This is a genomic window from Streptomyces sp. AK08-02 (assembly GCF_033795085.1).
Taxonomy (GTDB): domain Bacteria; phylum Actinomycetota; class Actinomycetes; order Streptomycetales; family Streptomycetaceae; genus Streptomyces; species Streptomyces echiniscabiei.
In genome coordinates this window covers 500,167-525,705 of sequence record NZ_JARAZV010000003.1, presented here as the reverse complement: position 1 = coordinate 525,705, position 25,539 = coordinate 500,167, and the positions used below count along the sequence as shown (strand labels likewise).

Below are 25,539 nucleotides of genomic sequence, written 5' to 3'. Positions count from 1 at the left end.
CCCGGTTGAGTAGATGACGCCGTGCCGGCCCTGGGCGCAAGGCAAGCACGGTCCCTTGGGATCATGGAGTTCTCTACGCTTCACGATCTGCAGGGTTGCCGTGCTCGCTGTTTCACGACGCTGCTCGCGGTGGGCACACCTCAGCCGGTTCCGCCGGCTGAAGCGCTGCCGAGGCAGCGCCCCCGCGTACGCCGGACGCGGGCGCCGTGCCTCCTATCCGTTCACCCCCGTGTAGTGCCCCAGGCTCCAACGCCACAGCAGCCGCGCCCCCAGGAACGCCACCAGCCCCAGCAGCGGCGAGGCCGCCGCCAGCCAGTACGGCACTCCCGTGTCGTGGCCGTGGCCGGTCAGTACCGCCGCCGGGAAGTACGCGACGAACGCGAGCGGCAGGCCGAAGGTGAGGAACCCGCTCACCGCCCTCGGCAGCACGTTGAGCGGATAGCTGCCGAACGTGCCGAGCAGTTCCTCCAGCCAGCGCCCCCAGTAGTCGGCGGCGGGGAAGCGCAGCGAGGCGCAGGCCACCGCCGTGAACAGGGCCGCCTCCAGGAGCACTCCCCCGAGGACACAGACCACGAGGTACGTGACACGGCCCGCCGTCCAGTCCAGGTCGCTGCGGGAGAGCGCGCCGGCCATCAGGCCCGCGGCCACCGTCAGGTCGCCGATGGCGTTGGTGGGGAAGACGGACAGCTGGACCTGGCGGAACACCGGCATCGGACGGACCAGATAAGTGTCGATCATCCCCTCCTGGATGATCCGGCCGATGCCGTGCATCCGCCCGAGGAACAGGACGAAGATGCCGTGCGCCAGCATCCGGGTCGCCGGGATCAGCAGCACCTCCGAGCTGTCCCAGCCGCCCATCCCGGCGAACCGGGTCAACAGCACCGTCGCGAACACGATCACCGACACCTGCCAGACGGCGCCGATGGCGATCATCATCAGGAACTCGGAGCGGTACTCCAGCTGGGCACGGAAGTTGAGGCGCGTGATGCGCCACGCGATACGTACGCCGTTCACGGATCAGCCTCCCTGGGAGACGACTCGGAGGGCGGCCCGCCGCCACAGGAACCGGGTGAACAGGGCCAGTACGAGGATCCAGCCGGCCTGGACGGAGAGCTGGAAGGCGGCGTCGGAGAGCGGGACGCGCCCCACGTACAGCGACAGCGGCACGCTCAGTGTGGCCTGGAAGGGCAGGAAGGAGCTGAGGGTGATGAACCAGTCGGGGAAGAACCACAGCGGTGCGTACACCCCGGACAGCAGGTTCTGCGCGAAGATCAAGATGAGCATCGCGGCGCCGTTGCGCAGCGTCCAGAAGCACAGCTGGTCGATGACGAGCATGACGTAGTACAGGACCAGTTGGCCGAGCAGCAGACTGAGCGCGAACACCCCGGCCACGGCGGCCGATTCGGGCGGCTGGACCACCCCGACGGCCAGACAGAGCGCGAACCCGGCCAGCGCCCACGCGAACCCGTACAACTGCTCGCCCAGCGCCCGCAGCGCGTAGTAGCGCTGGGGCGGCAGCGGGCGCAGGTACCAGTACACGATCGTGCCGAAGTGCATGTGCTGGAGCACGGTGTCCCGGCCCGCGTACTGGTCCAACTCCCGCAGCCGGGAGGCGAGTACGGCCATGACGGCGTACGTCACCGCCTGCTCGCGGGTGAGGCCGGCCGTCGTACCGCTCTGCTGGTACAGGCCGTTCCACAGGGACGCGACCAGGACCACCTGGACGGTCAGCCTGACCAGGGCGGCGGTCATCCGGGGCGGGGCGTGCAGCTCACCCAGAGGGGTGACCCTGGCGGACCGCCAGGCATGCAGGACGGCCATGTCAGACGCCCCCGTACGATTCGGGCACCTCGGCCTGGACGTAGGCGGCGCGCATCACGTCCTCCAGGTCGGCCTCGTCGAGGGCGATGTCCGTCACCTCGTACCGCTCGATGACCCGCTTGAGCGCCTGGTGGACCGTGGGTGCGGCCGGGCCGTCGGGGCCGAAGACCACCTGGGGGCCCTCGTGGCGCAGCAGCGCGATGCCGGGGAGTGCCTCGACCTCCGTGTGCGGGTCCGCCAGTGTGGCCCGGACCTGCCAGGTGGAGCCGAACCTCTTCTTGATCTCGTCCAGCGTGCCGTCCAGCACGAGCCGGCCGTGGTTGACGAGGACGACCCGCTCCGCGAGCCGCTCGACCTCCGTCATGTCGTGGGTGGTCAGCAGCACGGTCCGGCCGCGCTCCTCGACCTGGTGGCGCAGGAACTCCCGCACCTGTTCCTTGACCACCACGTCCATCCCGATGGTCGGCTCGTCGAGGAACACGACCCGCGGGTCGTGCAGCAGGGCCGCGGCCAGGTCGCAGCGTACCCGCTGGCCCAGCGACAGATGCCGTACGCGGGTGTCCCAGAACGTGGACAGTTCCAGCAGGTCGTCGAACTCCCGCAGCCGTACGGCGTGTTCGGCCTTGGGTATCTCGTAGATGTCCCGCAGGATCGAGAACGACTCGCGCACCGGCAGATCCCACCAGAGCTGGGTGCGCTGGCCGAACACCGCCCCGATGTTGCGGGCGTTGCGCTCGCGCTCCAGGTAGGGCACCACCCCGGCGACGCGTGCCTCGCCGGACGTGGGCGTGAGGATGCCGGTGAGCATCTTGATGGTCGTCGACTTGCCGGCCCCGTTCGGCCCGAGCAGGGCCAGGAGTTCGCCCGGCGCCACCTCGAAGGAGATGTCGGAGACGGCGTGTTTCGCGACCCGCTCCGGATTGACGAGAGACCTGAGCGCGCCCGTGAATCCGGGCCGGCGCACGGTGGTGTGGAAGGTGCGGGACAGACCGCTGACCTCGATGGAGCCACTCACGCGGAAAACCTCCGGGGGTGCCTGGAACACATGAGCACGGCCGTCCGGCGGTGCAGCCGGACGGCCGTGGTTACCGGTAACAGTGTCAGGCGTCCAGTGCCGAGAACACAAAGGAGAATTCAGCGGGCTGTACGCGCAGCAGGTACTGCGCGAGCGTGCCCGGCCCGCACGACTGCGAGCCGATTCCCTGCTGCCCGTGGTCGAGGTTTACCCACACGGTGTCGCCGGGTGTCAGGTCGGTGAGGTGGCCGGCCGCGTCGAGCTGTTCGCTGGTCCAGCGGCGGGCCGTGAACCAGAACTCCGGGTCGCCGTCGACCCGCAGCCCGCCGAGCTCCGCCCAGCGGACGTCGGCGCGGGCGCCGTTCTCCTGGGGGCGGACGTAGGGAGTCTGGAGGTCGTCGACCGTGGACTCCCAACGGCCCAGCATGGAGGCCGACCTGGTGTCGGGGTAGCCCTCGCCCGGGCCACCGCCGAACCAGGTCACCCGGTCCGCGCCCGACAGGCCCAGACGGATCCCGAGCCTCGGCAGGGGCAGCGTCCAGTCGCCCTCCGGGACGACGGACACGGTCAGCTTCAGCTTGTCGCCGTCGGACGTCCAGCGGTACACCGTGTTCAGGCCCACCTCGGCGGCGGCGGGTGCCACCCGGGTCCGTACGGTCAGCGAGTCCTCGGTCAACTCGACGGCGTCCAGGCGGTGTTGCATCCGGTGCAGGCCCAACTGCCGCCAGAGCATGCCGTAGCGCTCGTCCGGCTGCCAGGCGGCGCCGTCGTCGTTGTCGGTGGGCGCCCGCCATACGTCCAGCCGCAGCCCCTGGACCTCACGGCCGCCGATCGACCTCGGCGCACCCGTGCGGGCGTCGAAGGAGCCCGGGCCGAAGGTGATGACCCCGTCGGCCAGGACAGGCGCGGCCGAGGTGGCGACCGTCGGCAACGGGCGTGCGGCCACCGGGAGTTGACCCCAGGCCACCTGGTGTCCCTGCGCCCCCCAGGCCGAGTCCTCGGCCAGCAGCGCCCGTACCGTCCACTGCGACTCCGCACCGCCCAGCGCGTCGGCGGGCGGCTCGGGCAGCTTCAGGTCCGCCGACTCGCCGGGGGCCAGGGACGCGGGCACCGCCAGGGTGCCGGTCTCCACCGCCTTGCCGTCGACGTCGTACGACCACTGGAAGGTGAGCGCGGACAGGTCGGCGAAGTCGTACGCGTTGGTCACGCGCACGGTGCCGGCCGTGCCGTCGCCCCCGATCCGGACCGGCTCGATGACCTTCTTGAACTCGACCAGTCCGGGGGAGGGCGTCCGGTCCGGGAAGATCAGCCCGTCACAGACGAAGTTGCCGTCGTGCAGCTCCTCGCCGAAGTCGCCGCCGTACGCGTAGCCGAACCGCTCGTCCTTGACGCCGTGGTCGATCCACTCCCAGATGAAGCCGCCCTGGGTGCGGTCGTGGGCCTCGAAGATCCGCTGGTAGTCGGCGATGCCGCCGGGGCCGTTGCCCATGGCGTGGCCGTACTCGCACTGGATGAAGGGGAGTTGGCGGCGCTTCTGCGTGCCGCCGTCCAGGCCCAGGCCGATACGCTCGGTCTCCGCGTGGTCGGCGTACATGCGGGAGTACATGTCCGTGTCGCGGCAGTCCCAGTCGCCCTCGTAGTGCACGAGCCGGGAGCTGTCGCGGCCGTGGATCCACTCGGCCATGGCGGTCAGCCCGCGCCCGGTGCCTGCCTCGTTGCCCAGCGACCAGATGACGACCGACGGGTGGTTCTTGTCGCGCTCGACCATCCGGGAGGCGCGGTCCAGGAGGGCCGGGGTCCAGCGGTCGTCGTCGACGGGGTTGTCGCGCCAGTTCTGTTCGTGGAAGCCGTGGGTCTCCAGGTCGCACTCGTCGATGACCCACAGGCCGTACTCGTCGCACAGGTCGAGGAAGGCCGGGTGGGGCGGGTAGTGCGAGGTGCGGACGGCGTTCACGTTGTGCCGCTTCATCAGCAGCACGTCGGCCCGCATGGTCTCCAGGTCGAGTGAGCGGCCCTTCTCGGGGTGCCACTCGTGCCGGTTGACGCCCTTGAAGAGGACGGCCTTTCCGTTGACCTTGATGAGTCCGTCGGCCAGTTCGACGGTACGGAAGCCGATCCGCAACGGCACCCGCTCACCGGCCGTGACCAGCACACCGTCGTACAGGCGGGGTGTCTCGGCGGTCCACGGCTCGACCGGGACCGTCACCGGCTCGCCGGTCCTGACATCGATGTCCAACTCGGGGACGGTGACCCGCCCGTCGACGTCGGACTCGACGCGGAGCGTGCCCTCACCGGTGGTGTGGTCGTACGAGGAGTGTGTGAAGAAGTCGAGGACGCTGCCCGCCGGGCGGTGCAGCAGCGTCACGTCACGGAAGATGCCCGGCAGCCACCACTGGTCCTGGTCCTCCAGGTAGGAGCCCGCCGACCACTGGTGGACCCGGACGGCGAGGACGTTGCCGCCGGGCTTCAGCAGACGGCCGACGGCGAACTCGTGCGCCAGCCGCGAGCCCTTGAACTCACCGATGTCCGTGCCGTTCAGCCACACCCGGGCACACGACTCGACCCCGTCGAAACGGAGCACCGCCCCGCCGTCCGACAGGTCTGGCCAGTCGGACGGCAGGTCGAAGACGTGCAGGTGGTCGCCGGTCGGGTTCTCGGTCGGAACCCGCGGCGGGTCCACCGGGAAGGGGTAGCGGACGTTGGTGTAGATCGGCGAACCGAACTTTCCGTCGCCCTGGAGCACCCAGTGGCCGGGGACCGTCACCTCGGCCCAGTCCCCGGCGTCGTATCCCGGCTCGGCGAACGAGTCGTCCGCTCCGTCGGCGGTCGACGACAGCCGGAAACTCCAGCTGCCGTTCAGGGACAGCGATCCGGCGTCCGAGGACGCGTACCAGGCGCGGGGCGGAAGTGCCCCGCTGCCGGGTGAGACGTCCTCGACGTAGTCGGTCGCCGTCGATGGGGACTCTGCCGTGGTGCGGAGGGACATCGGTCTCCTGGAGTGAGGTGTAGGTGTCAGCCCTTGGTTTCAGCCCTTGATTCCGGTCTGCGCGATCCCCTGCACCAGCCAGCGCTGGAGGAAGAGGAACACGAACACCAAGGGAAGGATGGAGATGGCGGTTGCCATGAAGATCAGATGGAAGTTTACGGTCTGGTTGGTCATGAAGGAGGAGAGCGCGATCTGTACGGTCCATGAACTCGGGTCCTGGCCGATGACCAGCGGCCACAGGAAGGCGTTCCAGGCGCTGATGAACGTGATCGTGGCGATCGCCGCGAAGAAGTTCAGCGAGTTGGGTACGACGACCTTCCAGTACGCGCCCCAGTAGCCGAGCCCGTCCACGCGTGCCGCCTCCTCCAGCTCCTTCGGGAACCCGAGGAAGTACTGCCGGAAAAGGAAGCAGGTGAAACCACTGAAGAGACCGGGAATGATCAGACCGCGGTAGGTGTCCACCCAGCCGAGCGACGAGACCAGCACGAAGCTCGGGACGAATGTGACGGCTGTCGGGATCATCAGGGTCGCCAGCACGGCGTAGAAGACCTTGTTGGCGTGCTTGTACGGGATACGGGCGAGGCCGTATCCCGCGAGGGAGCACACCAGCAGAGTGCCGAGGGTGGTCAGGACGGCGACGACCAGTGAGTTCCACAGGGAGCGGCCGTACTCGACCGTCGGGTCGGAGAACAGCTCGGAGATGTTGCCCCACTGGAAGGACGGGAGCAGCTTCCAGTTCTCGCCCGTGATCTCCAGATCCGTGGAGAGGGAGTTGCGGAGGATCAGGTAGAAGGGGATCAGGAAGAGCAGGGCGGCGACGCCGACGGCGAAGTACAACCCCGCGTTGCCGAGGACGCCCCGGCCCTTCCCGCGCTGCTTGCGAACCTGAGGTGCGGTGGTGGTCACTTGGCCTCCTCCCCTCTTCCGAAGCCCATGAACTTGCCCTGTATTAGCGTGACGAGACAGATGAGCAGCGACAGGATGACCGCGCCCGCGCTGCCGGCGCCGTAGTCCTGACTGTTGCCGAGGGCCGCCTTGTAGAGCTCCATGAGCGGTGTCTGGGCCCAGGTCGCCTTGGTCCCGATGATGTTGAAGAACTCGTCGAACGCCTGGTAGGCGGCGATGAGCAGCAGGAGGACCACCGCTGTCGAGGTGGCACGCAGCTGAGGCAGCGTGATGTACCGGAAGGTCTGCCAACCCGGCTTGGCACCGTCGATGGCGGCGGCCTCGTACAGCTCTGCGGGGATGTTCTGCAGCGCCGCCAGGAACAGGATCATGTAGAACCCGGACTGGATCCACAGCCGCAGGCTCACGATGACCACCCAGTACCAGGGCGGGCTCGGGTTCGCCAGATAGGCGATGTTCTCCACGCCGAACCAGCTCAGGACCGTGTTCATCAGGCCGAAGCGGACGCCGCTGAAGATGGACATCTTCCAGATCAGCGCGGCGGCGACGTAGGAGACCGCGGTCGGCAGGAAGAACACCGACCGGAAGAACGCCCGCATGAACCGCAGCCGGTGCACCAGCAGCGCCAGTCCGAGCGACAGCGCCCAGGTGGTCGGCACGATGAACGCGGCGAACACGGAGAACGTCAGCAGCGAGTCGGGGAAGTCGCTGTTGGTGAGGATCTGCTTGTAGTTGTCGAGGCCGACGAAGTTGCTCGGCGTGACGGTGTACCGCGCGTCGAAGAAGCTGAGCCAGATGCTCCAGCCGATCGGCACGAAGACGAAGATCACCAGGCCGATGAGGAACGGTCCGGTGAAGAGCCAGAAGTTGAGGGTGGCGTTGCCCCGCAGGCCCCGCCGCGGCCGAGCCTGGGAGGCTTCGGCCGGGGCGGGCTGGGCGACCCCGCGTGTGGTGGTCGTCGACATGGCGTGGTCTTCCCGGCGGCCTATCCGAACAGCTTCTTGAGTTCGACTTCGACCTTCTTGTCGCAGGTGTCGAGCGCCTTCTCCGGGTCGCCGTCCTTGCGGATGGAGGACGCGATCACCTCGGCGAACGCGGTCTGCATGGTCTGGTCGTACGCGATGTTGTCGAAGTGGCCGAAGTCGGTGAAGAGCTTCACGGCCTCAGCGGGCAGGCCCGACTTGAGCTTCGTGGCCGAGTTGGCGATCGACGTGCGCGGCGGGATGTGGAAGCCGTACGACAGCGCCCAGTCCTCCTGGTACTCCTTCTGGTCGATCCACAGCCACTTGACGTACTCCTTGGCCGCGTCGAGGTTCTTGCTCTTGGCGTTGACGAACATCGACCAGCCGCCGTTGTAGACCGACTGCTTGCCGCTGCTGCCGATCTTCGGGAAGGGGAAGATGCCGAGGTCGTCGCCGAGCGCCGCCTGCATGGCCGGCATGGACCACATGCCGCCCCACTGGATGGCACACAGGCCCTGGTTGAGCGAGGACGGGTCCCAGAAGTTGGTGGGTGCGTCGAGGAGCAGGCTGCCGCTCGTGAAGAGCTTGCGGAGCTGCTTGAGGCCCTCGACGACGCCGTCCGTGTGGTAGGCGATCTTGTTGTTCGCGTCGATGGTGTCCGCGCCGGCCGAGAAGATGATGACGTTCTGGATCGCGGTGAGGTCGTTGCCGAGGAAAACGCCCTTGACCTTGCTGGTCGTGAGCTTGGCGGCGGCCTCGACCAACTCCTCGAGTGTGGTGGGAACGTCCACCTTGGCCTGCTCCAGCATCGACTTGCGGTAGTAGAAGAACTGCGGGTCGTCGATCATCCGGATCCCGTAGACCTTGCCGTCGACCGTGTGCGACTTGATGTCGTTCGGGTTGAAGTCGTCCTTGACCGGGTCGATGAGGTCGCTCAGGTCGGCCACCTGGCCGCTCTTGACCATCTGCAGCTGCGGGTGGAACTCGAAGACGTCGGGCGCCTGCTTGGTGAGCAGCGACGAGAAGAGCTTGGACTCGAAGTTGTCGCCGGTGATCCAGCGCGTGGTGACGTCGGCGCCCTTGTAGGCCTTGGCGTACTTCTTGATGGCCTGCTCGGTGCCCGCCTCGCCGTACGCGTGGAAGTACTGGACGAGCGAGTCGCCCGACCCGCCGCCGCTGCTGCGGCCGGTGTTGCCGCCGCACGCTGTCAGTCCGCCGGCGGCGGCCAGGCCCATGGCGGCCCGCAGAACGTTCCGGCGGTCCCAGTTGCTGTTGCTCAATGCCGACATGTGACGTCCTTGTCTCGAGTACGGCCGCGGCTCTGTCGCTTCAGCGCCAGATGGCTCAAATGAGGTTGCGGAGGCGGACGTTAACCTTCGGCTAAGGCTTCGGCAAGGGGTTGGACGAAGCCCGTTCGAAACGTTGCGGAGTGTTCGGCCGGTCGGACATGACGGAGTGGCGGACCGCCTCAACGGCGTTCCGCACAGGGATGGTTGGGGTTGGTCCGGACCTATTTCAGCGGCATCGAGCCACCCCGCCGGGCGGTCGACGACCGCTGGGTGACCGCGGACAGGGCGCCTTCCAGCGCGAAGGTCGCCGCGCCCAGGCACACCGGGTCCCCGGGGATGGGCGAGAGGACGATCTCGGTGGCCGCCAGGGGCCGTTTCAGCGCGTGTCGGGCCACCGCCTCGCGCACCTCGGTGACCAGCGGCTCGCCGAGCGTGGCCGCGACCCAGCTGCTCAGCACGACGATCTCGGGGTTGAGCAGGTTGACCAGGTCGGAGATGCTCGCGCCCAGATAGCGGGCCATGTCCCGGACCACCTTCACGGCCACCGGATCACCGGAGGCGACCCCGCGGGCCAGCGCGTCGACGGTCGCCGTCTGGTCGTCGGGACGCAGCAGCGAGCCGCCCGGGTCCAACTCCTCCAGGTTCAGCATGATTCCCGGCGCGCCCACATATGTCTCGACGCACCCGTGGTTGCCGCAGTGGCAGGGCCGCCCGTCCAGGACGAGCGTCGTGTGCCCCCACTCCCCGGCGCTGTTGCTGACCCCCCGGTGCACCGCGCCGCCGATCACCAGTCCGGCGCCGACACCCGTGCCGAGGTTCACCACGACAGCGTTGCCGTGCCCCCGTACGGCCCCGAACCACAGCTCGGCCACGGCGCAGGCGCGCAGCGGGTTGTCGAGGTACAGCGGATAGGCGATGTGCTCGGTGAGCAGGTCGAGGAGGGGGACGTCGTGCCAGTCCCAGTTCGGCGCGTACTCGGCGATGCCGGTGACCCGGTCCACCTGTCCCGGCACGCTCACCCCGACGCCGAGGACCCGGGCGCCCTCGATGCCGGCCTGCGCGACCACGGAGCCGACGGCCGTGGTGACGTGCCCGACCACCTGCTCGGGGCGGCTCTCGCCGGGGCGCATGTGCTCGGCGGCGCGGGCCAGGACGTTCAGCCCCAGGTCGAACAGCTCGACCCGGACGTACGTCTCCGCGATGTCGACGCCGATGAGGGCGCCGCCCGTCTCGTTGACCGCCACGAGCCCCCTGGGGCGTCCGCCCGCCGAGTCCTCGAAGCCGACCTCGGTCAGCATCCGCAGCTCGATCAGTTCCCCGACGAGCGTGGCCACCGTCGCCAGGCTCAGCCCGGTGGCGGCGGCCAGCTCCTGCCGGGAGGTGGGCGACTGGGCGATGATCTGGCGCAGCACCTCGTAGCGGTTCGCGGTGCGGATGTCACGCGATGTGCGCTTCACCACCGGGCATGCCCCCTCGCCGTGCAGACCTCAGTGCAGACAGCCCGGGGCACGACGGCACCGGCGCGGCGCAAGGCTATGGGCAGCGGGGGAGGTTCGACAAGGGGTTAGGAAAGGGGCTGAATAAAGTCCCGGCGCACTCGACCGCGCACCCGGCGCGAGGTCAGCCGCCGAGCGCCTCCCGTACGAACGCGTTCGTGAACTTCGCCGAGGGGTCGAGGAACGCCCCCAGCGCCCCGAAGTCCGCCAGCTTCGGATACCGTCCGCGCACCACCTCCGCCGCCAAGGTGAACACCTTCCCCCAGTGCGGACGCGGCCCGAACGGGTTCAGCGCGGCCTCGACCCGCCGCACCACGGGCAGCACCGCCTCGGTGTCCGCCACCCAGGTGAAGTGGAACGCCACGCTGTCCCGCCCGTACGTCGGGCTCAGCCACTGGGTGTCGGCGGCGATCGTCCGGACCTCGCACACCTGGAGCACCGGAGCGACGATCTCCCGGATCGCGTCGAGCGACCGCAGCGCGTCCAGGGCGTACGGGCGCGGCAGCAGGTACTCCGACTGGAGCTCCTCGCCGCTGCTCGGCGTGAACTCCGCCCGGAAGTGCGGGAGCCGCTCGTGCCAGGGCCCCGGCACACCGAACTGCTCCGTGCAGTTCACGGCCGGCATCCCCGGCACCGGGTGCATCGCCTCGGTGGCGGGAGCGGCCCACGGGAAGTCCGGCGGTGCCTGGTCGGTACGCCGCTTCAGCCACACCTGCCGGAAGCCCGGCGCCCGCCAGTCGGTGAACAGGCTCACGCTGTACGCGGCGCCCGCCACCGCCTCGAAGTCCAGCCCGTCCAGGGGCAGTTCGGTGAACACGTACTGCTCGACCTCGAAGTCCGCCTCCAGGTCGAGGGTGAGGGCCGTGACGACGCCCAGCGCGCCGAGCGCGGTGACCGCTCCCTCGAACCGGTCCTCGCCCCGTGCGATCGTCACCGTCGAGCCGTCCGCCGTGACCAGTTCGACCGCGCGCACCGCGGCGGCCAGCGAACCGTTGTCCACGCCCGAACCGTGCGTACCGGTCGCCACCGACCCCGCCACCGAGATGTGCGGCAGGGACGCCATGTTGTGCAGCGCGAGTCCGCGCCCGTGGACCGCCCTGGCCAGCTCCGCGTACCGGACCCCGCCCCCGACCCGGACCGTACGGGCCGCCGTGTCGACGTCGATCTCCTGGGGCAGCCCGGCCAGGGAGAGCAGGATGCCGTCGGCGCCCGGCTCGGCGATGTCGTTGAAGGAGTGTCCGCTGCCCAGTACCCGCACCCCGGCGCTCCGGGTCACGAGCGCCCGCAGGGCGTCCAGGGAGCGCGGTCGGTGCAGCTCCGTGGGCGTGTAGATGATGTTGCCCGCCCAGTTGGTCAGCGTCTCGGCCATCGGGTCCGTCCCTCCGCTCAGGTGCGACGACCTTCTCACGCAGGGGGATGTGACATGCCCGAGGGGCCCCGCGACCACGGACCCGCAGGCGGGGGCATACCGTGAGGAGTCGAACGCCGGAGTACCGCCGGAGCTGGAGGAGACACGGGATGGGCAGCCGCACCGCGCTGGTCGAGGATCTGATGGAGCGCTTTCCGCACGTACCGCGGGAAGCCGTCTTCAAAGAGGACCTGCTCAGGGGTGGTGTGGCCTTCGATCCGTCCGCGCTCAGCGACAACGAGAGCGGTGACGTCAAGCCGAAGTCGTACTTCATCTTCTCCTTCGACCACGGGACCCTTCCCGAGCTGGGCGAGGCCGCGCTGCGCCGCCCGCCGGAGGAGATCATCCTCACCGGCGGCCCCTACGACCTGCGCCGGACCGTCGTCTCGGTGCGCGTGAACCCCGCCTCGCCCTACCGGGTGGCGTCCGACGAGGACGGCGTCCTCGGCCTCTACCTCGACGGGAAGCGGATCTCCGACGTCGGCGTGCCGCCCATGCCGGAGTACTACCGCCACACCCTTTCCAACGGGAAGTCCGTCATGGAGGTCGCCCCGACCATCCAGTGGGGCTATCTGATCTACCTGACCGTCTTCCGGGTCTGCCAGTACTTCGGCGCCAAGGAGGAGTGCCAGTACTGCGACATCAACCACAACTGGCGCCAGCACAAGGCGGCCGGCCGGCCCTACACGGGCGTCAAGGACGTCGACGAGGTCCTGGAAGCCCTGGAGATCATCGACCGCTACGACACGGCGAAGGCATCCACCGCCTACACCCTCACCGGCGGCGCGATCACCTCGAAGCTCCAGGGCCGCGACGAGGCCGACTTCTACGGCATGTACGCGAAGGCCATCGAGGAGCACTTCCCGGGCCGCTGGATCGGCAAGGTCGTCGCACAGGCCCTGCCGAAGGACGACGTACAGCGCTTCAAGGACTACGGCGTGCAGATCTACCACCCCAACTACGAGGTGTGGGACCGCAAGCTCTTCGAGCTGTACTGCCCCGGCAAGGAGCGCTACGTGGGCCGCGACGAGTGGCACCGGCGCATCCTCGACTCGGCGGACGTCTTCGGCGCGCGCAACGTCATCCCGAACTTCGTGGCCGGTGTGGAGATGGCCGCCCCGTCCGGGTTCACGACGGTCGACGAGGCCATCGCCTCCACCACCGAGGGCCTGCGCTTCTTCATGTCGCACGGCATCACGCCCCGCTTCACCACCTGGTGCCCCGAGCCCACCACCCCGCTCGGCAAGGCCAACCCCCAGGGCGCGCCGCTGGAGTACCACATCCGCCTGCTGGAGGCCTACCGCGCCACGATGGACGAGTTCGGCCTCGCCTCGCCCCCCGGCTACGGCGAGCCCGGTCCCGGCCGCGCCGTGTTCTCCGTCAGCTCCTTCATGGACAGCCTGCCGGCCCGGGAGCCCGCGTCGAAGACGTGAGCCGAGGGACCGGGAAGAGCCGTGAAGGACCGAGAACAGCCGAGAAGGGCTGAGAACAACTGAACGGAACGGCGTCGCGGCCCGTATGGGGGCTTGAGAATCCGCACGTCGTTCCGCTCACCTCACGACCCCCGTACGGCGAGCCGCGTTGACATGTGCCGACATGTGAATACGTCGCTTGTCAGTTGTGCGGGAGACGTGAAAAGCTCGGGGCTCCGTTCTGGAAAACGTTCCCCAACTGCCCCGTTTCTGGGGGTAGTTGACGTTTCATCTTGACCTTGACGTTGGCGTGTGCAAGCCGTTGATGCTGGAGTCCCCCCATATGCCAGATCTGCCGACCCCTCAGGACGCCGCCGAAGCAGCGCTGTTCTCCGAGTGCTGGGACGCGGTCCTCTCGTACGCCGACCTGTGCACGTCCGGCGCGTCCGCCGGCACCGAACTGGCCGCCGAGGCGTTCAGGCACGGTATCCACGCGGCCCGGGCCGCCGACTTCGGCGCCCGCAACACCGGTCGCCGCATACCCCGCCTGCCCTGGATACCCCTGCTGCTCGCGGCGGTTCGCAGCACCGCCACGTCCTGGGAGGAGACCGGGCAGGGCAACCATCTCGACCCCGACCTGCGGCTGTGGCTCAACTCCGACAAGGCCGCCCGGTATGTGGGCCCCCCGTTGCGCCGTCCGCTGGCCCTGCGCGCCCTGCGCGACATGCAGGAACCGGACGCCGCCCTGCTCTGGCTGGCCGAGGTGGAGGCGCTGCCGCTGGCCCAGGTGGCCCGCCGGCTCGGCCTCGACCCGGACAGCGCCGCCGAGGAACTCGCCCAGGTACGCGTCCTGTTCAGGGACCGTTGCCAGCGCAACCTCCTCGACACCCCGATGAGCCCCGACTGCCGCCGCTTCGCCCGGCTGCTCGACGCGGTCACCCGCTCGCAGGGCGCCGAGGTCCCCGAGGACCTCTCCCGGCACCTCGCGACCTGCGTGGAGTGCGCCGAGGCCGCCGCCTGCCTTCGGTTGTACGGCGGGATCGGCGGGCTGCCGGCCGCGCTCGCCGGCGGCGTCATCGGCTGGGGCGGCCTCGCCTACCTGGAACGGCGCCGCCGCGCGGCCGAGGCGGGCCTGCTCGGCGGGCGCGGCGAGGCGGGCTTCAACACCGGTCTGACCATGGGGGAGTCGCGCCCGCGTATCGGCCGTACGGCGATCCTGGTCGCGGCCGTCATCGTCTCCGGGCTCGCGCTCACGGTCTCCATGATGCCGTTCGACGGCTCCGGCGACGACGCCGCGCGGCGCGGTGTGACCGACGGCAAGCCCGTGATGGACCCGGCGTCCGTCCTGCCGTCCGGCCTCACCGTCCCGGCGGGTGCCACCCCGTCCGCGATTCCCCGGAAGTCCGACCCGGCCGCGTCCCCGACGCGGTCCGACGACCCCGACAACTCCGACACCGAACCCCAGGGCACGGCCACGGCCACCGCGGGGAGCGAGACCCCGAAGCCGAGTCCCGACGAGAGCGAAGCGGCCTCCTGCGAGGTCGAGTACGACCTGGTCAACGAGTGGCCCGACGGCTTCCAGGCCACCATCAGGGTCACCACCGCGAAGGCCGTCGACGGCTGGCGCATCGCCTGGAGCTTCCGCGACGGCCAGCAGGTCGGCCAGATGTGGGACGCGAGCTTCACCCAGGACGGCGCCCGCGTCACGGCCACGGCCGCCGACTACAACAGGTCCGTCGCGGCCGACGGCACGGTCTCCTTCGGCTTCCTCGCCAGCTGGCAGGGCAGCAACAAGGACCCGTTCGACTTCACCCTGAACGGCAGCCGCTGCACGACCTGACCCGCTCGCACCCGGCCCCGGGCCGGCCACACCCGGCGGTGACGCCGCGGGCGTGGCCGGCCCGTTCGCGATGCGGGCCGGGCCAGGTCAGATCACCTCGGTCTCGCTCCGGTCCGCCCGCTCCCAGAGCGTGTGGAAGCGGCCCTCACGGTCGGTACGACGGTAGGTGTGGGCGCCGAAGTAGTCACGCTGGCCCTGGGTGAGGGCAGCCGGGAGGCGCTCGGTGCGCAGGGTGTCGTAGTACGACAGGGCGGCGGAGAAGGCCGGGACCGGAACCCCGTGCCGGGCGGCCGAGGCGACGACCTCGCGCCAGGGCACCTGGGCGTCGGCGATCTCGCCCGCGAAGCCCTCCTCGGTGAGCAGGGTGACCCGGCAGGGATCGGTGGCGTAGGCGGCCCGGACCCGGTCGAGGAAGGCGGCCCGGACGATGCAGCCGCCGCGCCAGATCCTCGCTATCGCGCCGAGGTCGATGTCCCAGCCGTACTCCGCGGACGCGTCCAGGATCATCTTCCAGCCCTGGTCGTAGGCGATGAGCTTCGACGCGTACAGGGCGTGCTCGACCAGGCAGGCGAAGCGCTCCGCCTCGTACGCGGTGAGGTCCGGGCCGCTGCCCCCGGGCAGCTCGCGATACGCGGCGCGCAGGGCCCGCTGGCCCGAGGCGGCACGGGCGAAGGTGGCCTGGGCGATGGCGGTGACCGGGGAACCGAGCTCCAGGGCGGTCCGTACGGTCCAGCGGCCGGTGCCCTTCTGCCCGGCGGAGTCGGCCACCACGTCCACGAAGGGTCTGCCCGTGGAGGCGTCGGTGTGGGCGAGCACCTCGGCGGTGATCTCCATCAGGTAGGAGTCGAGGCGCCCCTTGTTCCACTGGCGGAAGATCTCGGCGATCCGCGCCGGCTCGTAGCCGCCGACCTGCCGCAGCAGGTGGTACGCCTCGCCGATCAGCTGCATGTCCGCGTACTCGATGCCGTTGTGCACCATCTTCACGAAGTGCCCGGCGCCGTCCGTGCCGACATGGGTGACACAGGGCTCGCCGTCCACCTTGGCACTGATCGTCTCGAACATCGGCCCGAGCGCGCTGTACGCCGCCACGGAGCCGCCGGGCATGATGCTCGGCCCGTTCAGCGCGCCCTCCTCGCCGCCCGAGACACCCACCCCCACGAAGTGGATACCGAGCCCGCGCAGGGCCAGTTCCCGGCGGCGGGTGTCGGCGAAGTGGGCGTTGCCCCCGTCGATGATCATGTCGCCGGGCTCCAGGAGCGCGGCGAACTCGTCGATCACCGCGTCGGTGGCCGCCCCGGCCTGCACCATGATCATGAGCCGTCGGGGGCGCTCCAGCGCCGCCACGAACTGCTCGGCCGTCTCGGCGGGCACGAAGTCGCCCTCGTGCCCGAAGTCCTCGACCAGCGCCTTGGTCCTGGCGGGGGTCCGGTTGTGGAGGGCCACGGTGTAACCGTGCCGGGCGAAGTTCCGGGCCAGATTGCGGCCCATCACCGCCAGGCCGGTGACGCCGATCTGCGCGGTCGCCTTCATGGTGTGCTCCTTCGCTCGGTGCGGTCTCCCAACCGCCACACTGATCAGTTACGGCTGGTGGGGCCCCAGTTGTTCAGCCGGATATCGGGTGGCGCGCAGACCGGGTGCGCGCCTAGAGTGAAAGAGCTTTCCGTGACGGCCTTCACAAGCCGTTCACGGCCTTTGCCGATCGAGCGAATACGAGGAGGTGTGACCCGATGACTGTCTTTGCGATGGGCGTTGCCCGCATCCAGGAGTTCATCAAGTCCACCTCCGTGGTCACCGGCTGACCTTCCACTTCCTTCGCGCCCAAGTGCGCGTGCCGGGGCCACCCTTGTGAAGGGTCTCCCTTGACTTCGCTTTCGGCTTCATCTGCTTCATCCACATCATCTGCTTCACTTCGTTCCACCTCGTCAGCCGCCTCGTCGGCTTCGTTCCCCGCGCTCGCCGCCTACGGCTGGGACGACGCCTGGGCCGCCGAGTTCGCCCCCTACGCCGCCGAAGGGCTGCTCGTGGGGCGGGTGGTCCGCGTCGACCGCGGCCAGTGCGACGTCGCCACCGCGGACGGTGTGCTGCGCGCCGACACCGCGTTCGTCACCCCGCACGATCCGCTGAAGGTCGTCTGCACGGGCGACTGGGCGGTCGTCGAACCGGTCGGCGATCCCCGATACGTCCGTACGTATCTGCCCCGCCGGAGCGCGTTCGTACGCTCCACCTCGTCCAAGCGTTCCGAGGGCCAGATCCTCGCGGCCAACGTCGACCACGCCGTCATCGCCGTGTCACTGGCCGTGGAACTGGACCTCGGCCGCGTCGAACGGTTCCTGGCGCTGGCCTGGGAATCGGGTGCGCAGCCCCTCGTGGTGCTCACCAAGGCGGACCTCGTACCGGACGCGACGGGCCTCTCGTATCTCGTGGAGGACGTGGAGGCCACCGCCCCCGGGGTGCCGGTCCTCACCGTCAGCTCCACCAGCGGCGACGGCATCGACGTCCTCGCGGCCGTCGTCTCCGGCGGTACGGCCGTGCTGCTCGGGCAGTCCGGCGCGGGCAAGTCGACGCTCGCGAACGCGCTGCTCGGTGTGGACGTCATGGAGGTCCAGGCCACCCGTGACGCCGACGGCAAGGGCCGGCACACCACGACCACCCGCAACCTGCTCGCCCTGCCCGGCGGGGGAGTCCTCATCGACACACCGGGGCTTCGTGGCGTCGGCCTGTGGGACGCCGGCACCGGCGTCGGGCAGGTCTTCGCCGAGATCGAGGAACTGGCCGCCGGCTGCCGCTTCCTGGACTGCGCCCACACGGCAGAGCCCGGGTGCGCGGTACTGGAGGCGGTCGACTCGGGCGCGCTGGCCGTACGGCGCCTCGACAGCTACCGCAAGCTGCTGCGGGAGAACCAGTACATCGTCGCCAAGACCGACGCACGGCTGCGGGCGGAGATCCGCAAGGACTGGAAGAAGAAGGGAGCGGAGGGCAGGGCGGCGATGGAGGCGAAGCGAGGGCGTCAGCGATAGGGGTACGGCGGGGTGGCGGGGGCCTGGGGCGAGCTGCCCCGGACCCCGGCCACGCCGCGGGCGCTGGGCCGGACCGGCTGGAGACGCCGACCGGAGCCGGGGGAGAACGTCGCGTCGGAAAGCCGCCGGCGACACCTCCCCGCATACCCCAGACTGGACGGCGTGACCGACCAGAACACCAGGTACGCCGCCGACGGGGAGCCCGCACCATGACGACACCCATGGCCGCTCCCGCGACCACCTACTGGACCTTCCTCGACGGTCCCCTCGGTCAACTCCTCCTGACCGCCGACGAGTCGGGCGTGCTGACCTCGCTCTCCGTGCCCGGGCAGAAGGGCGGACGCGAGGTCCGGAGTGCCGAGGAGGGCTGGCAGCACGACCCCGGGCCCTTCCGGACGGCGCGGGAACAACTCGCCGCCTACTTCGCCGGTGAACTCACCGAGTTCCGGCTGGAGTCGCGGAGCACCGGAACCGACTTCCGGCAGCGGGTCTGGAACGCCGTCGACGCGGTGCCGTACGGCAGCACCACGACGTACGGCGAGATCGCGGCGCGGATCGGGGCCCCCAGGGCCGCCGTACGGGCCGTCGGCGGTGCGATCGGCGCCAATCCGCTGCTCGTCGTCCGGCCCTGCCACCGGGTGATCGGCGCGGACGGCTCCCTCACGGGGTACGCGGGCGGCCTCGACCGCAAGCGCCGGCTGCTCGGCCTGGAGGGCGTCCCGCTCACCCCGGAACGGTGACGGGCCCCAGTCCTCCGCTAGTCCTCCTCAAGGCCCCAGCTGTGGATCCGCCTCGGGTGGACCCGGATCACCTCGTCGCTGAAGTGCGGGCCCAACTCGTGCGGCCCGGTGAGGAGTTCCGCCTCACCCCGGATGTCCACGCCGCGCACCTTCCAGGGGCGCACGCTCACCACGTCGTCGACGACCAGGGCGACCTTCGGGTTGCTCTCCAGGTTGCGCCACTTCTTGGTGCTGCCCATCGAGTAGCCGCCGATCAGGATCGTCCCGTCGTCCTGCGGGAAGAAGCCGACGGGGTTCGCCTGCGGCTGGCCCCGGGGGTCGACGGTGGCCAGCCGTCCCAGGCGCTGGGTCCGTAGGTAGGCACGCTCGGCCGCGCTGAATTCGGTCATACGGGAAGCCAAACACGACGGTCCCGGCAGGCGCAGCGGAAACCCGGGTGTATGTGCGAACGTACGTGCGTGCCGCCATGGGTGTGACATCGCGGTGGCCCGACCGACCGGCCGGGGAACCATGCGCACATGACCCGCGCGATCATGGTTCGGCACATCCTCGCGGTCCTCGTGACCGCCCTGGCGCTCGCCCCGCCCGCGGCGAGAGCCGACCCGGGGAGCACCCCCGCCCCGCCCCCGGTTCCCCCCTCCTCGCTCTCTCCTTCTCCCCTCCTGGAAACGCCTGTTCCGCGGGTCTGGACCGGGACCTGGGAGGCCGCCGCCTCCGGCACCGTCGCGGCCAGGCCCGACGCCTCCTACCGCAACGTCCTGCATCTCAGCGTCGGCGGCAGCGCGCTGCGCGTCCGACTCACCAACCGGCTCGGCACCCAGCCCCTTCGGCTCGGCGCCGTCACCGTCGCCCTCCAGGAACCCGGCGAACCGAAGAGCCCGGACGCCGTACCCGGCTCGATGCGTACGGCCACCTTCGCGGGTGCCCCCACGGTGACGATCCCGGCGGGTGAGGACCGGGTCACCGACGCCGTGACACTCGCGGTACCGGCCGGTGCCAATCTGCTCGTCACCGTCCACACCCCGGGCGACTCCGGCCCGGCGACCTACCACCGTACGGCCAAGCAGACCAACTTCCTTGCCTCAAAGGGCAATTGGGCCGCCATGACGGACGGCGACGCCTACACCAAGACCCTCAGCTCCTGGTACTACGTCACCGGTGTGGACGTCCTCGACGCACCCGCCGCAGGGAGTGTGGTCGCGCTCGGTGACTCTCTCACCGACGGCGGCGGCACGACCACCGACGCCAACCACCGCTGGCCCGACCGCCTGGCCGACCGGCTCGCCGCTCTGCCTCCGACCCGCCGTCTCGGCGTCCTCAACGCGGGAATCTCCGGCAACCGCGTCCTGCTGGACGGCGTGGGCCCGCGCGCCCTGACCCGGTTCGGCGCCGACGTGCTCTCGCGGACCGGGGTGCGCGCGCTGATCGTGTTCGAGGGCGTCAACGACATCAACGGCACCCCCGAACAGACCGTCCCGAGCGCCTTCAAGGAGGCCTACAAGTCGCTCGTGACCCGCGCCCACGCCCAGGGCATCCGCGTCATCGGTGCCACCATCACGCCGTTCGGCGGCCACGCCCGGTGGAGCGAGGCCCGCGAAACCGTACGCCGGGACGTGAACGCCTTCATCCGCACCGGCGGCATCTTCGACGAGGTCGTCGACTTCGACGCCGTCGTCCGCGACCCGGCGTCCCCGCACCGAATGCGCGCCGCCTACGACTCCGGCGACCACCTCCACTTCAACGACGCGGGTATGCGGGCCATGGCCGACACGATCGATCTGGCCGACCTCAGGAGCCTGTGAGGCGCCCGAGGGCGCCCGAGGCGGGCAGGGCGTCACGGGCCGGTCGGTGTCCGCTGCGGCCGTCGACAACGTGACAGAGGTCCGACGAATCAGCCCCAGAGGGTGGCGCCGATCCACGCCCCCGTGATCAGCAGGCACGTGAAGAGTTCGACGAAGACGCTGGTGCCGCCCGCCCGCATCACCCTCCGTACCGCCGCCACCGCCTCGGCACGCCGGCCGAGGCGCAGCCGCTCGTGGAGATAGGCGCCGCCCACATAGCCGGGGAACGCGCCCAGTACGGGCAGCAGGAAGAAGCCGAGAAGGGCGCCGGCCCCGGCGTACACCGCCATCCGGCGGGTGGCGCCGCCCGCACGCAGCCGACGTGGAGGCAGCTGCCAGCGGATCACCTGGGACAGGAACAGGACGACGGTCGCGCTCACCAGCACCCACCAGGACACCGCCTGCGGATCCTTCATCGCCCACCACAGAACCGCGGCCCACACGAGCCACGACCCCGGCACCCCGGGCACCAGAACTCCGCACAGACCGAACAGCATCACCAGGCCGATCAGCAGGAGATCCCACGCTCCCATCTGACCAGGGTGCCGGAGAACGGGGGAAGCCGCAGGTCAGGGGAGAGGGGGAGCGGGCCCGCCGTCCCGCGGCGCAGGCGGCGCCACGGCCGGTCACAGCGGAACCCAAGGTGGACAGGTCACACTCGGGTCGCGGTGGACCGGCACCGATCACCCCGGCGTCGCCGGGCGGCTCTCCCGTGGGGGGTGGGGCCGCCCGGCGACTTGTTTCGTACGTGCGTTCGACATGTCATCCGACACGCCGTCGAACACGCCGTTCACGACGGAACACCCCGCCGGATTTTCCGGATGCCCGGTTTTCAAGCGGCCCATCCGGTGGACAATTGGGGGCATGAGCCAGCAGGGGGAGAGGTCCACCGGTCACGAGGACGACTGGTGGGGGCAGTTGTACGACGACTCCACCGAGGACACCGGGCCCACGGCCGCGGGCGACTCCCTGGACGACAGGTTCGCCTCGGCGTCGGGAACCGTCGACGCGGTTCCGGAGCGGGACGGCGGGGACGCGGTGTTCGGGCGCGAGACCGTGTCGGGGGATGCCTCTCGTGCCTCCGGGATCCACGAGGCCTCCGGGGCCTACGAGGAGTGGGACGAGCTGGGGGCGGGGGCTCCGCCACGGGTTCCGCCAACGCCGGCGCGGCCCGTGGCCCCTCCGGTCCCGCTGCCGCCGCCGCGCGCCGAGGTCCCCCACGGGCTCCGGGACACGCCTCGGAGCAGTGGTTCCGGGCGGCCCCGCGCTCCCTGGGAACCCCCGCCCGCCATGCCGCCGGGTCCCGCGAGTTTCCCGCCGGGCCCCAAGCCCGCGGGTTTCCGCGACAAGGGGCAGCCGTCGGCGTTCGGCGCCGCGTTCGTGGACGGGGGCGCCGGGACGACGACCGGCGAGAGCGCCCGGGCGTCGGACGCCGAACTGAAGGACGTCGACGTCGTCGACGCCGCCCGGACCACCCCGGCGACCGTTCCCCCGCGCGACGCGATCCCCGACGGTTCCGTCCAGGACGGCTTCCCGGTCGACTCCGCCCCCAGGGACATCTCCGGCCTCACTCTCGACGGGCCTCCGCGCGGCGTCGACCACGTCGGCTCCGGTCCCCCCACCTACGCGCCCGAACCCACCGCCCTTCCGCCCGCCGACCCCGACGACCTGGGGGACCTCGTCGCCGACACCGTGCTCGACGGGGCGCGGTACGGAGCCTGCACGCTCCGGGCGGTCTCCCTGCGCGGGGACTCGGCACGCTTCAGGGGCGAGCCCCGCCGCGACTCGCTCCTCACCGCCCGCTTCGGAGCGGGCGACCACGCGCTCGTCCTCATCGCCATGGCGACCGGCGCCCGTGCCACGCCGGGCGCGCACCGGGCCGCCGCCGAGGCCTGCCAGTGGATCGGGCGCGCGGTGGGGCGCAGCCATGTACGGCTCGCCGAGGATCTCCGTGCCGCCCGGCGCGGTGATCTCAAGTCGGGGCTGCACCGGCTCACCGACCGCAGCCTCGGCAAGCTCCGCGCGAGCGCCGCCGAGCAGGGCATCGAGCCCGAGGAGTACACCGCGGGCCTGCGCTGTCTGCTGCTCCCCGCCGATCCCGAGTGCCGTACGCGCGTCTTCTTCGGCGTCGGCGCGGGCGGACTGTTCCGGCTCCGGGACGGCGAGTGGCAGGACATCGAACCGCGGATCACCGAGATCCCGGCCGGTGAGCCCGTCGTCGGCTTCGGTTCGCCGCCCCACGAGACCCCGGACGGGGACCGGCTCACCATGGACCTCGGGATCACGACACCCCCGAGCCCCTATGAGCCGGCTCCCGAACCGCCCCGCGAACCCTTCCGTTTCCGTGCCTCCGTGGCCCGACCCGGGGACACGCTCCTGCTGTGCACCGGCGGCCTCGCCGATCCGCTGCGGGGCGAGCCCGAGCTGTGCGAGTACCTCACGGGACGGTGGTCGGGCGGCACCCCGCCCGGCCTCGCCGCGTTCCTCGCGGACACCCAGGTGCGGGTCAAGGGATACGCGGACGACCGTACGGCCGCCGCCGTCTGGGAGACGTGACCGGGTGCGACGGGACGTCGGGGAAGGGGCCGCTCAGTCGGTGCGGGGGATCCACTCGCGCATCGAGTACCAGAAGCGGGGCAGCCCCTTGATGCCGCTGGTCCGGAAGGGGCGTCCGGCGTCGTCGATCCGGACGGTGCCGGTGCGGCCCTGGGAGGACCAGTCGAGCTCCAGGTACCAGCGGCAGTCGCAGGTCACCGTCCGGGCGTTGACCAGGAGCACCTCCGGGTCCTGGGCGGAGACGCGGTAGGGGAAGCGGACTGCCGGGATCGGCGTCCCGACGTCACTCCCGGCCACCGAGCGGGCGATGGGCCGGTCCTTGTCGAGGTCGACGGAGAAGGTCCGGGGAGTGATGGAGCCGCCGCAGCCCTGGTCCATGGAGTAGGCGGTGCCCTCGGCGGGATCGTCGCGTCCGACCACCCGGACCCGGAGCGCCTCCAGGACCACGGCCGTCGAGGTCCGCCCCTGCACCGAGATCTCGACGGTGGTGTCGCCTCCGTGCACCGCGTGCTGGCTCGCTGCCCAGGGCGCCGCGTCCTGCGCGGCCGGCGGCGGGGGCACCTGCTCCGGCGACTTGGCGATGACGTAGTCGTGGCCGCAACCGAGCGTCCAGGCCTGGGAGTTCGCGGTCCAGGTGATCGGCGCGGGAGTGGTCTCGGCGGGGGAGCGGGACGGGGGCGCCGTGGACGGGGAGCGGTCGGCGGACAGGGCCGACAGAGCGCCCAGCGTGCCCAGGGTGGCGACGAGTGTGCCGGCCACGGCTGTGGTGACCGCGATCCGGCGCCGGCGGTACCAGGGACGGCGACGGGCAGGGGGACCTCCGGCGGCGGAGGACACGTCCGGGACGGCCGACACCTCGGAGACGCGCCCCGCAGCGGACGCGCCCGCCGCGGGAGACGTGACCGTCGAGGAGGACGCGCCCGGCTCCCCGGCCGTACCCGGCGCTACGGACGGACGAGGTTCCACCGACCCACGCGGCTCCTCGGACGTACGAGGTTCCGCCGGAGCGGCCGGTTCCCCGGGCGTACGTGTCCGTTGCCGTGCCGCCACGGCCAGGATCCACCGGCGGTGCAGTTCCACGCGTTCCTCCGGCGACGCCCCGCACAGCGCGGCGAACCGTTCCACCGGGGCGAAGTCCAGGGGGACCGTGTCGCCGGAGCAGTAGCGGTGCAGGGTGGAGGGGTTCATGGCCAGCCGCCGGGCCAGTGAGCCGTAACTGCGGTCCGTACGCCCCTTCAGCCGCGTCAGCAGCGCCGCGAACTCCGCCACGTCGTCGTACGTCGACACACCCGACCCCGTCCTCTTCCGAACCTCGCGTCCCGGAACGCCGTCCCAGGCACTCCATATACCTGCACGTCAGAGGGGATGGGATGGTTCCACCGTCGCGCATCGCGTGTCGCCGGTTGCGGTTGCCCCGAGTGGCGGCCGATGCTGTGGACGTCGCACCGACCGCCGCCGGACCGACCATCCGGCGCGGCGACATCCGACATCACCCGGCCATACCAACCCATGCACACTCGTGCATCCACTCACGGGGGACACCCATGCCCAATCCCGCTTTCGACGTACACGCCACCTCGGCCACCGGCTCCGGGCCGGCCCACTCCACCCGGGCCGCCAGGTTCGGCGTACTCACCGCGATGTCCGCACTCACCGCCCTCGTCGCGGCCGGAGTCGCCCTCGCGGCCCCGGCCGGTGCCACGGCCAAGGCGAGCGCGCCGACCCCGCCCAGGTTCCTCTCGGCCGCCGAACTGCCGCCGCACCCCAATTCCACCTGGACGGCGGACCGGGTCAAGGACGGGGTGCCGGAGGAGCTGAGGTTCTGCCTCGGCGCGGCGCTGCCGGGCTACGACTCCCGCTACCGCGCGTTCCACACCGACCTCGACGCCGGCGCCCGACAGCTCACGATCGTCGTCGGCAGCGACGCCAAGGCCAAGGCTCTGGCGACGCGGCTCAACAAGGAGATCCGCTCCTGCCCGAAGCGGATCGAGCAGGCCGACCCCGAGGTCGATGCCCAGCTCAAGGACTACGGCACGCTCCAGGTCGAGGAGGGCGCGCACGTCTACGGCCTGCACACCGAGACCTCCTACGGCGCCAACGACATCAGCCTCCTCTCGGTCGGCCGGGACGGCCGCACCGTCACCGTCGTGGGCTGGAGCCGGCTGGGCGGCTTCGCGGGCGCCCCGGTGGCGGCCTTCAAGAAGACGACGACCACGGCCGTCAAGAAGCTCTACTGACCGGTCGTCACGA

General features: G+C 70.6%; 20 protein-coding genes. 7 read left to right on the top strand and 13 right to left on the bottom strand.

Annotation, left to right across the window (positions count from 1 at the left end):
* Positions 1 to 213: 213 nt before the first annotated feature.
* From PV734_RS08715 to PV734_RS08675, 9 genes are all read right to left on the bottom strand, one after another.
* Entirely contained in the window at positions 214 to 1,014 is an 801-nt protein-coding gene (locus PV734_RS08715; protein WP_319097407.1) for an ABC transporter permease, read from the bottom strand.
* 3 nt (positions 1,015 to 1,017) lie between these two features.
* Positions 1,018 to 1,821: an ABC transporter permease gene (locus PV734_RS08710; protein WP_319097405.1), complete on the bottom strand. Its 804-nt coding sequence runs from the start codon at positions 1,819 to 1,821 to the stop codon at positions 1,018 to 1,020.
* Position 1,822: 1 nt separating this feature from the next.
* Positions 1,823 to 2,836 carry an ATP-binding cassette domain-containing protein gene (locus PV734_RS08705; protein WP_319289147.1) on the bottom strand — a complete coding sequence of 338 codons (1,014 nt, stop codon included), beginning with the start codon at positions 2,834 to 2,836 and terminating at the stop codon, positions 1,823 to 1,825.
* Between the two features lie 85 nt (positions 2,837 to 2,921).
* Positions 2,922 to 5,822 carry a glycoside hydrolase family 2 TIM barrel-domain containing protein gene (locus tag PV734_RS08700; protein WP_319289146.1) on the bottom strand — a complete coding sequence of 967 codons (2,901 nt, stop codon included), beginning with the start codon at positions 5,820 to 5,822 and terminating at the stop codon, positions 2,922 to 2,924.
* 39 nt (positions 5,823 to 5,861) lie between these two features.
* On the bottom strand, positions 5,862 to 6,728 hold the full coding sequence (locus PV734_RS08695) for a carbohydrate ABC transporter permease (RefSeq protein WP_319097402.1): 867 nt from the start codon (positions 6,726 to 6,728) through the stop codon (positions 5,862 to 5,864).
* The gene (locus PV734_RS08690; protein WP_319097401.1) at positions 6,725 to 7,693 is read right to left on the bottom strand and encodes a sugar ABC transporter permease; all 969 of its coding nucleotides are present in this window, start codon (positions 7,691 to 7,693) and stop codon (positions 6,725 to 6,727) included. Before PV734_RS08690 ends, PV734_RS08695 begins: the two co-directional genes overlap by 4 nt.
* A gap of 20 nt (positions 7,694 to 7,713) precedes the next feature.
* Positions 7,714 to 8,979, bottom strand: coding sequence for a sugar ABC transporter substrate-binding protein (locus PV734_RS08685; RefSeq protein WP_319097399.1), 1,266 nt, complete (start codon positions 8,977 to 8,979; stop codon positions 7,714 to 7,716).
* Between the two features lie 221 nt (positions 8,980 to 9,200).
* Positions 9,201 to 10,436 (bottom strand): ROK family transcriptional regulator, encoded by a 1,236-nt coding sequence (locus tag PV734_RS08680; protein WP_319097422.1) that lies wholly within the window; start codon positions 10,434 to 10,436, stop codon positions 9,201 to 9,203.
* Between the two features lie 163 nt (positions 10,437 to 10,599).
* Entirely contained in the window at positions 10,600 to 11,844 is a 1,245-nt protein-coding gene (locus PV734_RS08675; protein ID WP_319289144.1) for an FAD-binding protein, read from the bottom strand.
* Positions 11,845 to 11,993: 149 nt separating this feature from the next.
* On the opposite strand from PV734_RS08675, the gene PV734_RS08670 reads away from it, so the two are divergent.
* Positions 11,994 to 13,316, top strand: a complete 1,323-nt coding sequence (locus PV734_RS08670; protein ID WP_319097395.1) for a radical SAM protein — start codon at positions 11,994 to 11,996, stop codon at positions 13,314 to 13,316.
* A gap of 322 nt (positions 13,317 to 13,638) precedes the next feature.
* Complete coding sequence (locus PV734_RS08665; RefSeq protein WP_319097394.1) at positions 13,639 to 15,135, top strand: cellulose-binding domain-containing protein; 1,497 nt, start codon at positions 13,639 to 13,641, stop codon at positions 15,133 to 15,135.
* An 87-nt stretch (positions 15,136 to 15,222) separates the two neighbouring features.
* Here the strand turns inward: PV734_RS08665 and gndA are convergent, their stop codons facing one another.
* Positions 15,223 to 16,665 carry an NADP-dependent phosphogluconate dehydrogenase gene (gene gndA, locus PV734_RS08660; protein ID WP_319097393.1) on the bottom strand — a complete coding sequence of 481 codons (1,443 nt, stop codon included), beginning with the start codon at positions 16,663 to 16,665 and terminating at the stop codon, positions 15,223 to 15,225.
* A 329-nt stretch (positions 16,666 to 16,994) separates the two neighbouring features.
* On the opposite strand from gndA, the gene rsgA reads away from it, so the two are divergent.
* The gene (rsgA, locus tag PV734_RS08655) at positions 16,995 to 18,152 is read left to right on the top strand and encodes a ribosome small subunit-dependent GTPase A (RefSeq protein ID WP_319097391.1); all 1,158 of its coding nucleotides are present in this window, start codon (positions 16,995 to 16,997) and stop codon (positions 18,150 to 18,152) included.
* Positions 18,153 to 18,361: 209 nt separating this feature from the next.
* A complete protein-coding gene (locus PV734_RS08650) occupies positions 18,362 to 18,892 on the top strand; it encodes a methylated-DNA--[protein]-cysteine S-methyltransferase (protein WP_319097390.1) in 531 nt (176 codons plus the stop codon).
* Positions 18,893 to 18,909: 17 nt separating this feature from the next.
* On the opposite strand, the gene PV734_RS08645 is transcribed toward PV734_RS08650, so the two are convergent.
* Positions 18,910 to 19,281: a PPOX class F420-dependent oxidoreductase gene (locus PV734_RS08645; RefSeq protein ID WP_319097387.1), complete on the bottom strand. Its 372-nt coding sequence runs from the start codon at positions 19,279 to 19,281 to the stop codon at positions 18,910 to 18,912.
* A 129-nt stretch (positions 19,282 to 19,410) separates the two neighbouring features.
* Here PV734_RS08645 and PV734_RS08640 point away from each other — a divergent pair, with 129 nt between their 5' ends.
* On the top strand, positions 19,411 to 20,694 hold the full coding sequence (locus tag PV734_RS08640; RefSeq protein WP_319097386.1) for an SGNH/GDSL hydrolase family protein: 1,284 nt from the start codon (positions 19,411 to 19,413) through the stop codon (positions 20,692 to 20,694).
* Between the two features lie 89 nt (positions 20,695 to 20,783).
* Here the strand turns inward: PV734_RS08640 and PV734_RS08635 are convergent, their stop codons facing one another.
* Positions 20,784 to 21,266, bottom strand: a complete 483-nt coding sequence (locus PV734_RS08635; RefSeq protein ID WP_319097384.1) for a DUF456 domain-containing protein — start codon at positions 21,264 to 21,266, stop codon at positions 20,784 to 20,786.
* A gap of 331 nt (positions 21,267 to 21,597) precedes the next feature.
* Here PV734_RS08635 and PV734_RS08630 point away from each other — a divergent pair, with 331 nt between their 5' ends.
* Positions 21,598 to 23,289 (top strand): protein phosphatase 2C domain-containing protein, encoded by a 1,692-nt coding sequence (locus PV734_RS08630; RefSeq protein WP_319289143.1) that lies wholly within the window; start codon positions 21,598 to 21,600, stop codon positions 23,287 to 23,289.
* Between the two features lie 33 nt (positions 23,290 to 23,322).
* Here PV734_RS08630 and PV734_RS08625 read toward each other — a convergent pair whose 3' ends face one another.
* Positions 23,323 to 24,576, bottom strand: coding sequence for a helix-turn-helix domain-containing protein (locus PV734_RS08625; RefSeq protein WP_319289141.1), 1,254 nt, complete (start codon positions 24,574 to 24,576; stop codon positions 23,323 to 23,325).
* Positions 24,577 to 24,929: 353 nt separating this feature from the next.
* Between PV734_RS08625 and PV734_RS08620 the strand changes: the two genes are divergently transcribed.
* Positions 24,930 to 25,526, top strand: coding sequence for a hypothetical protein (locus PV734_RS08620; RefSeq protein WP_319289186.1), 597 nt, complete (start codon positions 24,930 to 24,932; stop codon positions 25,524 to 25,526).
* The last annotated feature ends 13 nt before the right edge of the window (positions 25,527 to 25,539 follow it).

Excerpts from the sequence above, each read along its gene's own strand:
- PV734_RS08685 (WP_319097399.1), bottom strand. The coding sequence starts at position 8,979 with ATGTCGGCATTGAGCAACAGCAACTGGGACCGCCGGAACGTTCTGCGG.
- PV734_RS08690 (WP_319097401.1), bottom strand. The coding sequence starts at position 7,693 with ATGTCGACGACCACCACACGCGGGGTCGCCCAGCCCGCCCCGGCCGAA.
- gndA (WP_319097393.1), bottom strand. The coding sequence starts at position 16,665 with ATGAAGGCGACCGCGCAGATCGGCGTCACCGGCCTGGCGGTGATGGGC.
- PV734_RS08700 (WP_319289146.1), bottom strand. The coding sequence starts at position 5,822 with ATGTCCCTCCGCACCACGGCAGAGTCCCCATCGACGGCGACCGACTAC.
- PV734_RS08620 (WP_319289186.1), top strand. The coding sequence starts at position 24,930 with ATGTCCGCACTCACCGCCCTCGTCGCGGCCGGAGTCGCCCTCGCGGCC.
- PV734_RS08635 (WP_319097384.1), bottom strand. The coding sequence starts at position 21,266 with ATGGGAGCGTGGGATCTCCTGCTGATCGGCCTGGTGATGCTGTTCGGT.
- PV734_RS08675 (WP_319289144.1), bottom strand. The coding sequence starts at position 11,844 with ATGGCCGAGACGCTGACCAACTGGGCGGGCAACATCATCTACACGCCC.
- PV734_RS08645 (WP_319097387.1), bottom strand. The coding sequence starts at position 19,281 with ATGACCGAATTCAGCGCGGCCGAGCGTGCCTACCTACGGACCCAGCGC.
- PV734_RS08630 (WP_319289143.1), top strand. The coding sequence starts at position 21,598 with ATGAGCCAGCAGGGGGAGAGGTCCACCGGTCACGAGGACGACTGGTGG.
- PV734_RS08710 (WP_319097405.1), bottom strand. The coding sequence starts at position 1,821 with ATGGCCGTCCTGCATGCCTGGCGGTCCGCCAGGGTCACCCCTCTGGGT.
- PV734_RS08670 (WP_319097395.1), top strand. The coding sequence starts at position 11,994 with ATGGGCAGCCGCACCGCGCTGGTCGAGGATCTGATGGAGCGCTTTCCG.
- PV734_RS08640 (WP_319097386.1), top strand. The coding sequence starts at position 19,411 with ATGACCCGCGCGATCATGGTTCGGCACATCCTCGCGGTCCTCGTGACC.
- PV734_RS08650 (WP_319097390.1), top strand. The coding sequence starts at position 18,362 with ATGACGACACCCATGGCCGCTCCCGCGACCACCTACTGGACCTTCCTC.
- PV734_RS08665 (WP_319097394.1), top strand. The coding sequence starts at position 13,639 with ATGCCAGATCTGCCGACCCCTCAGGACGCCGCCGAAGCAGCGCTGTTC.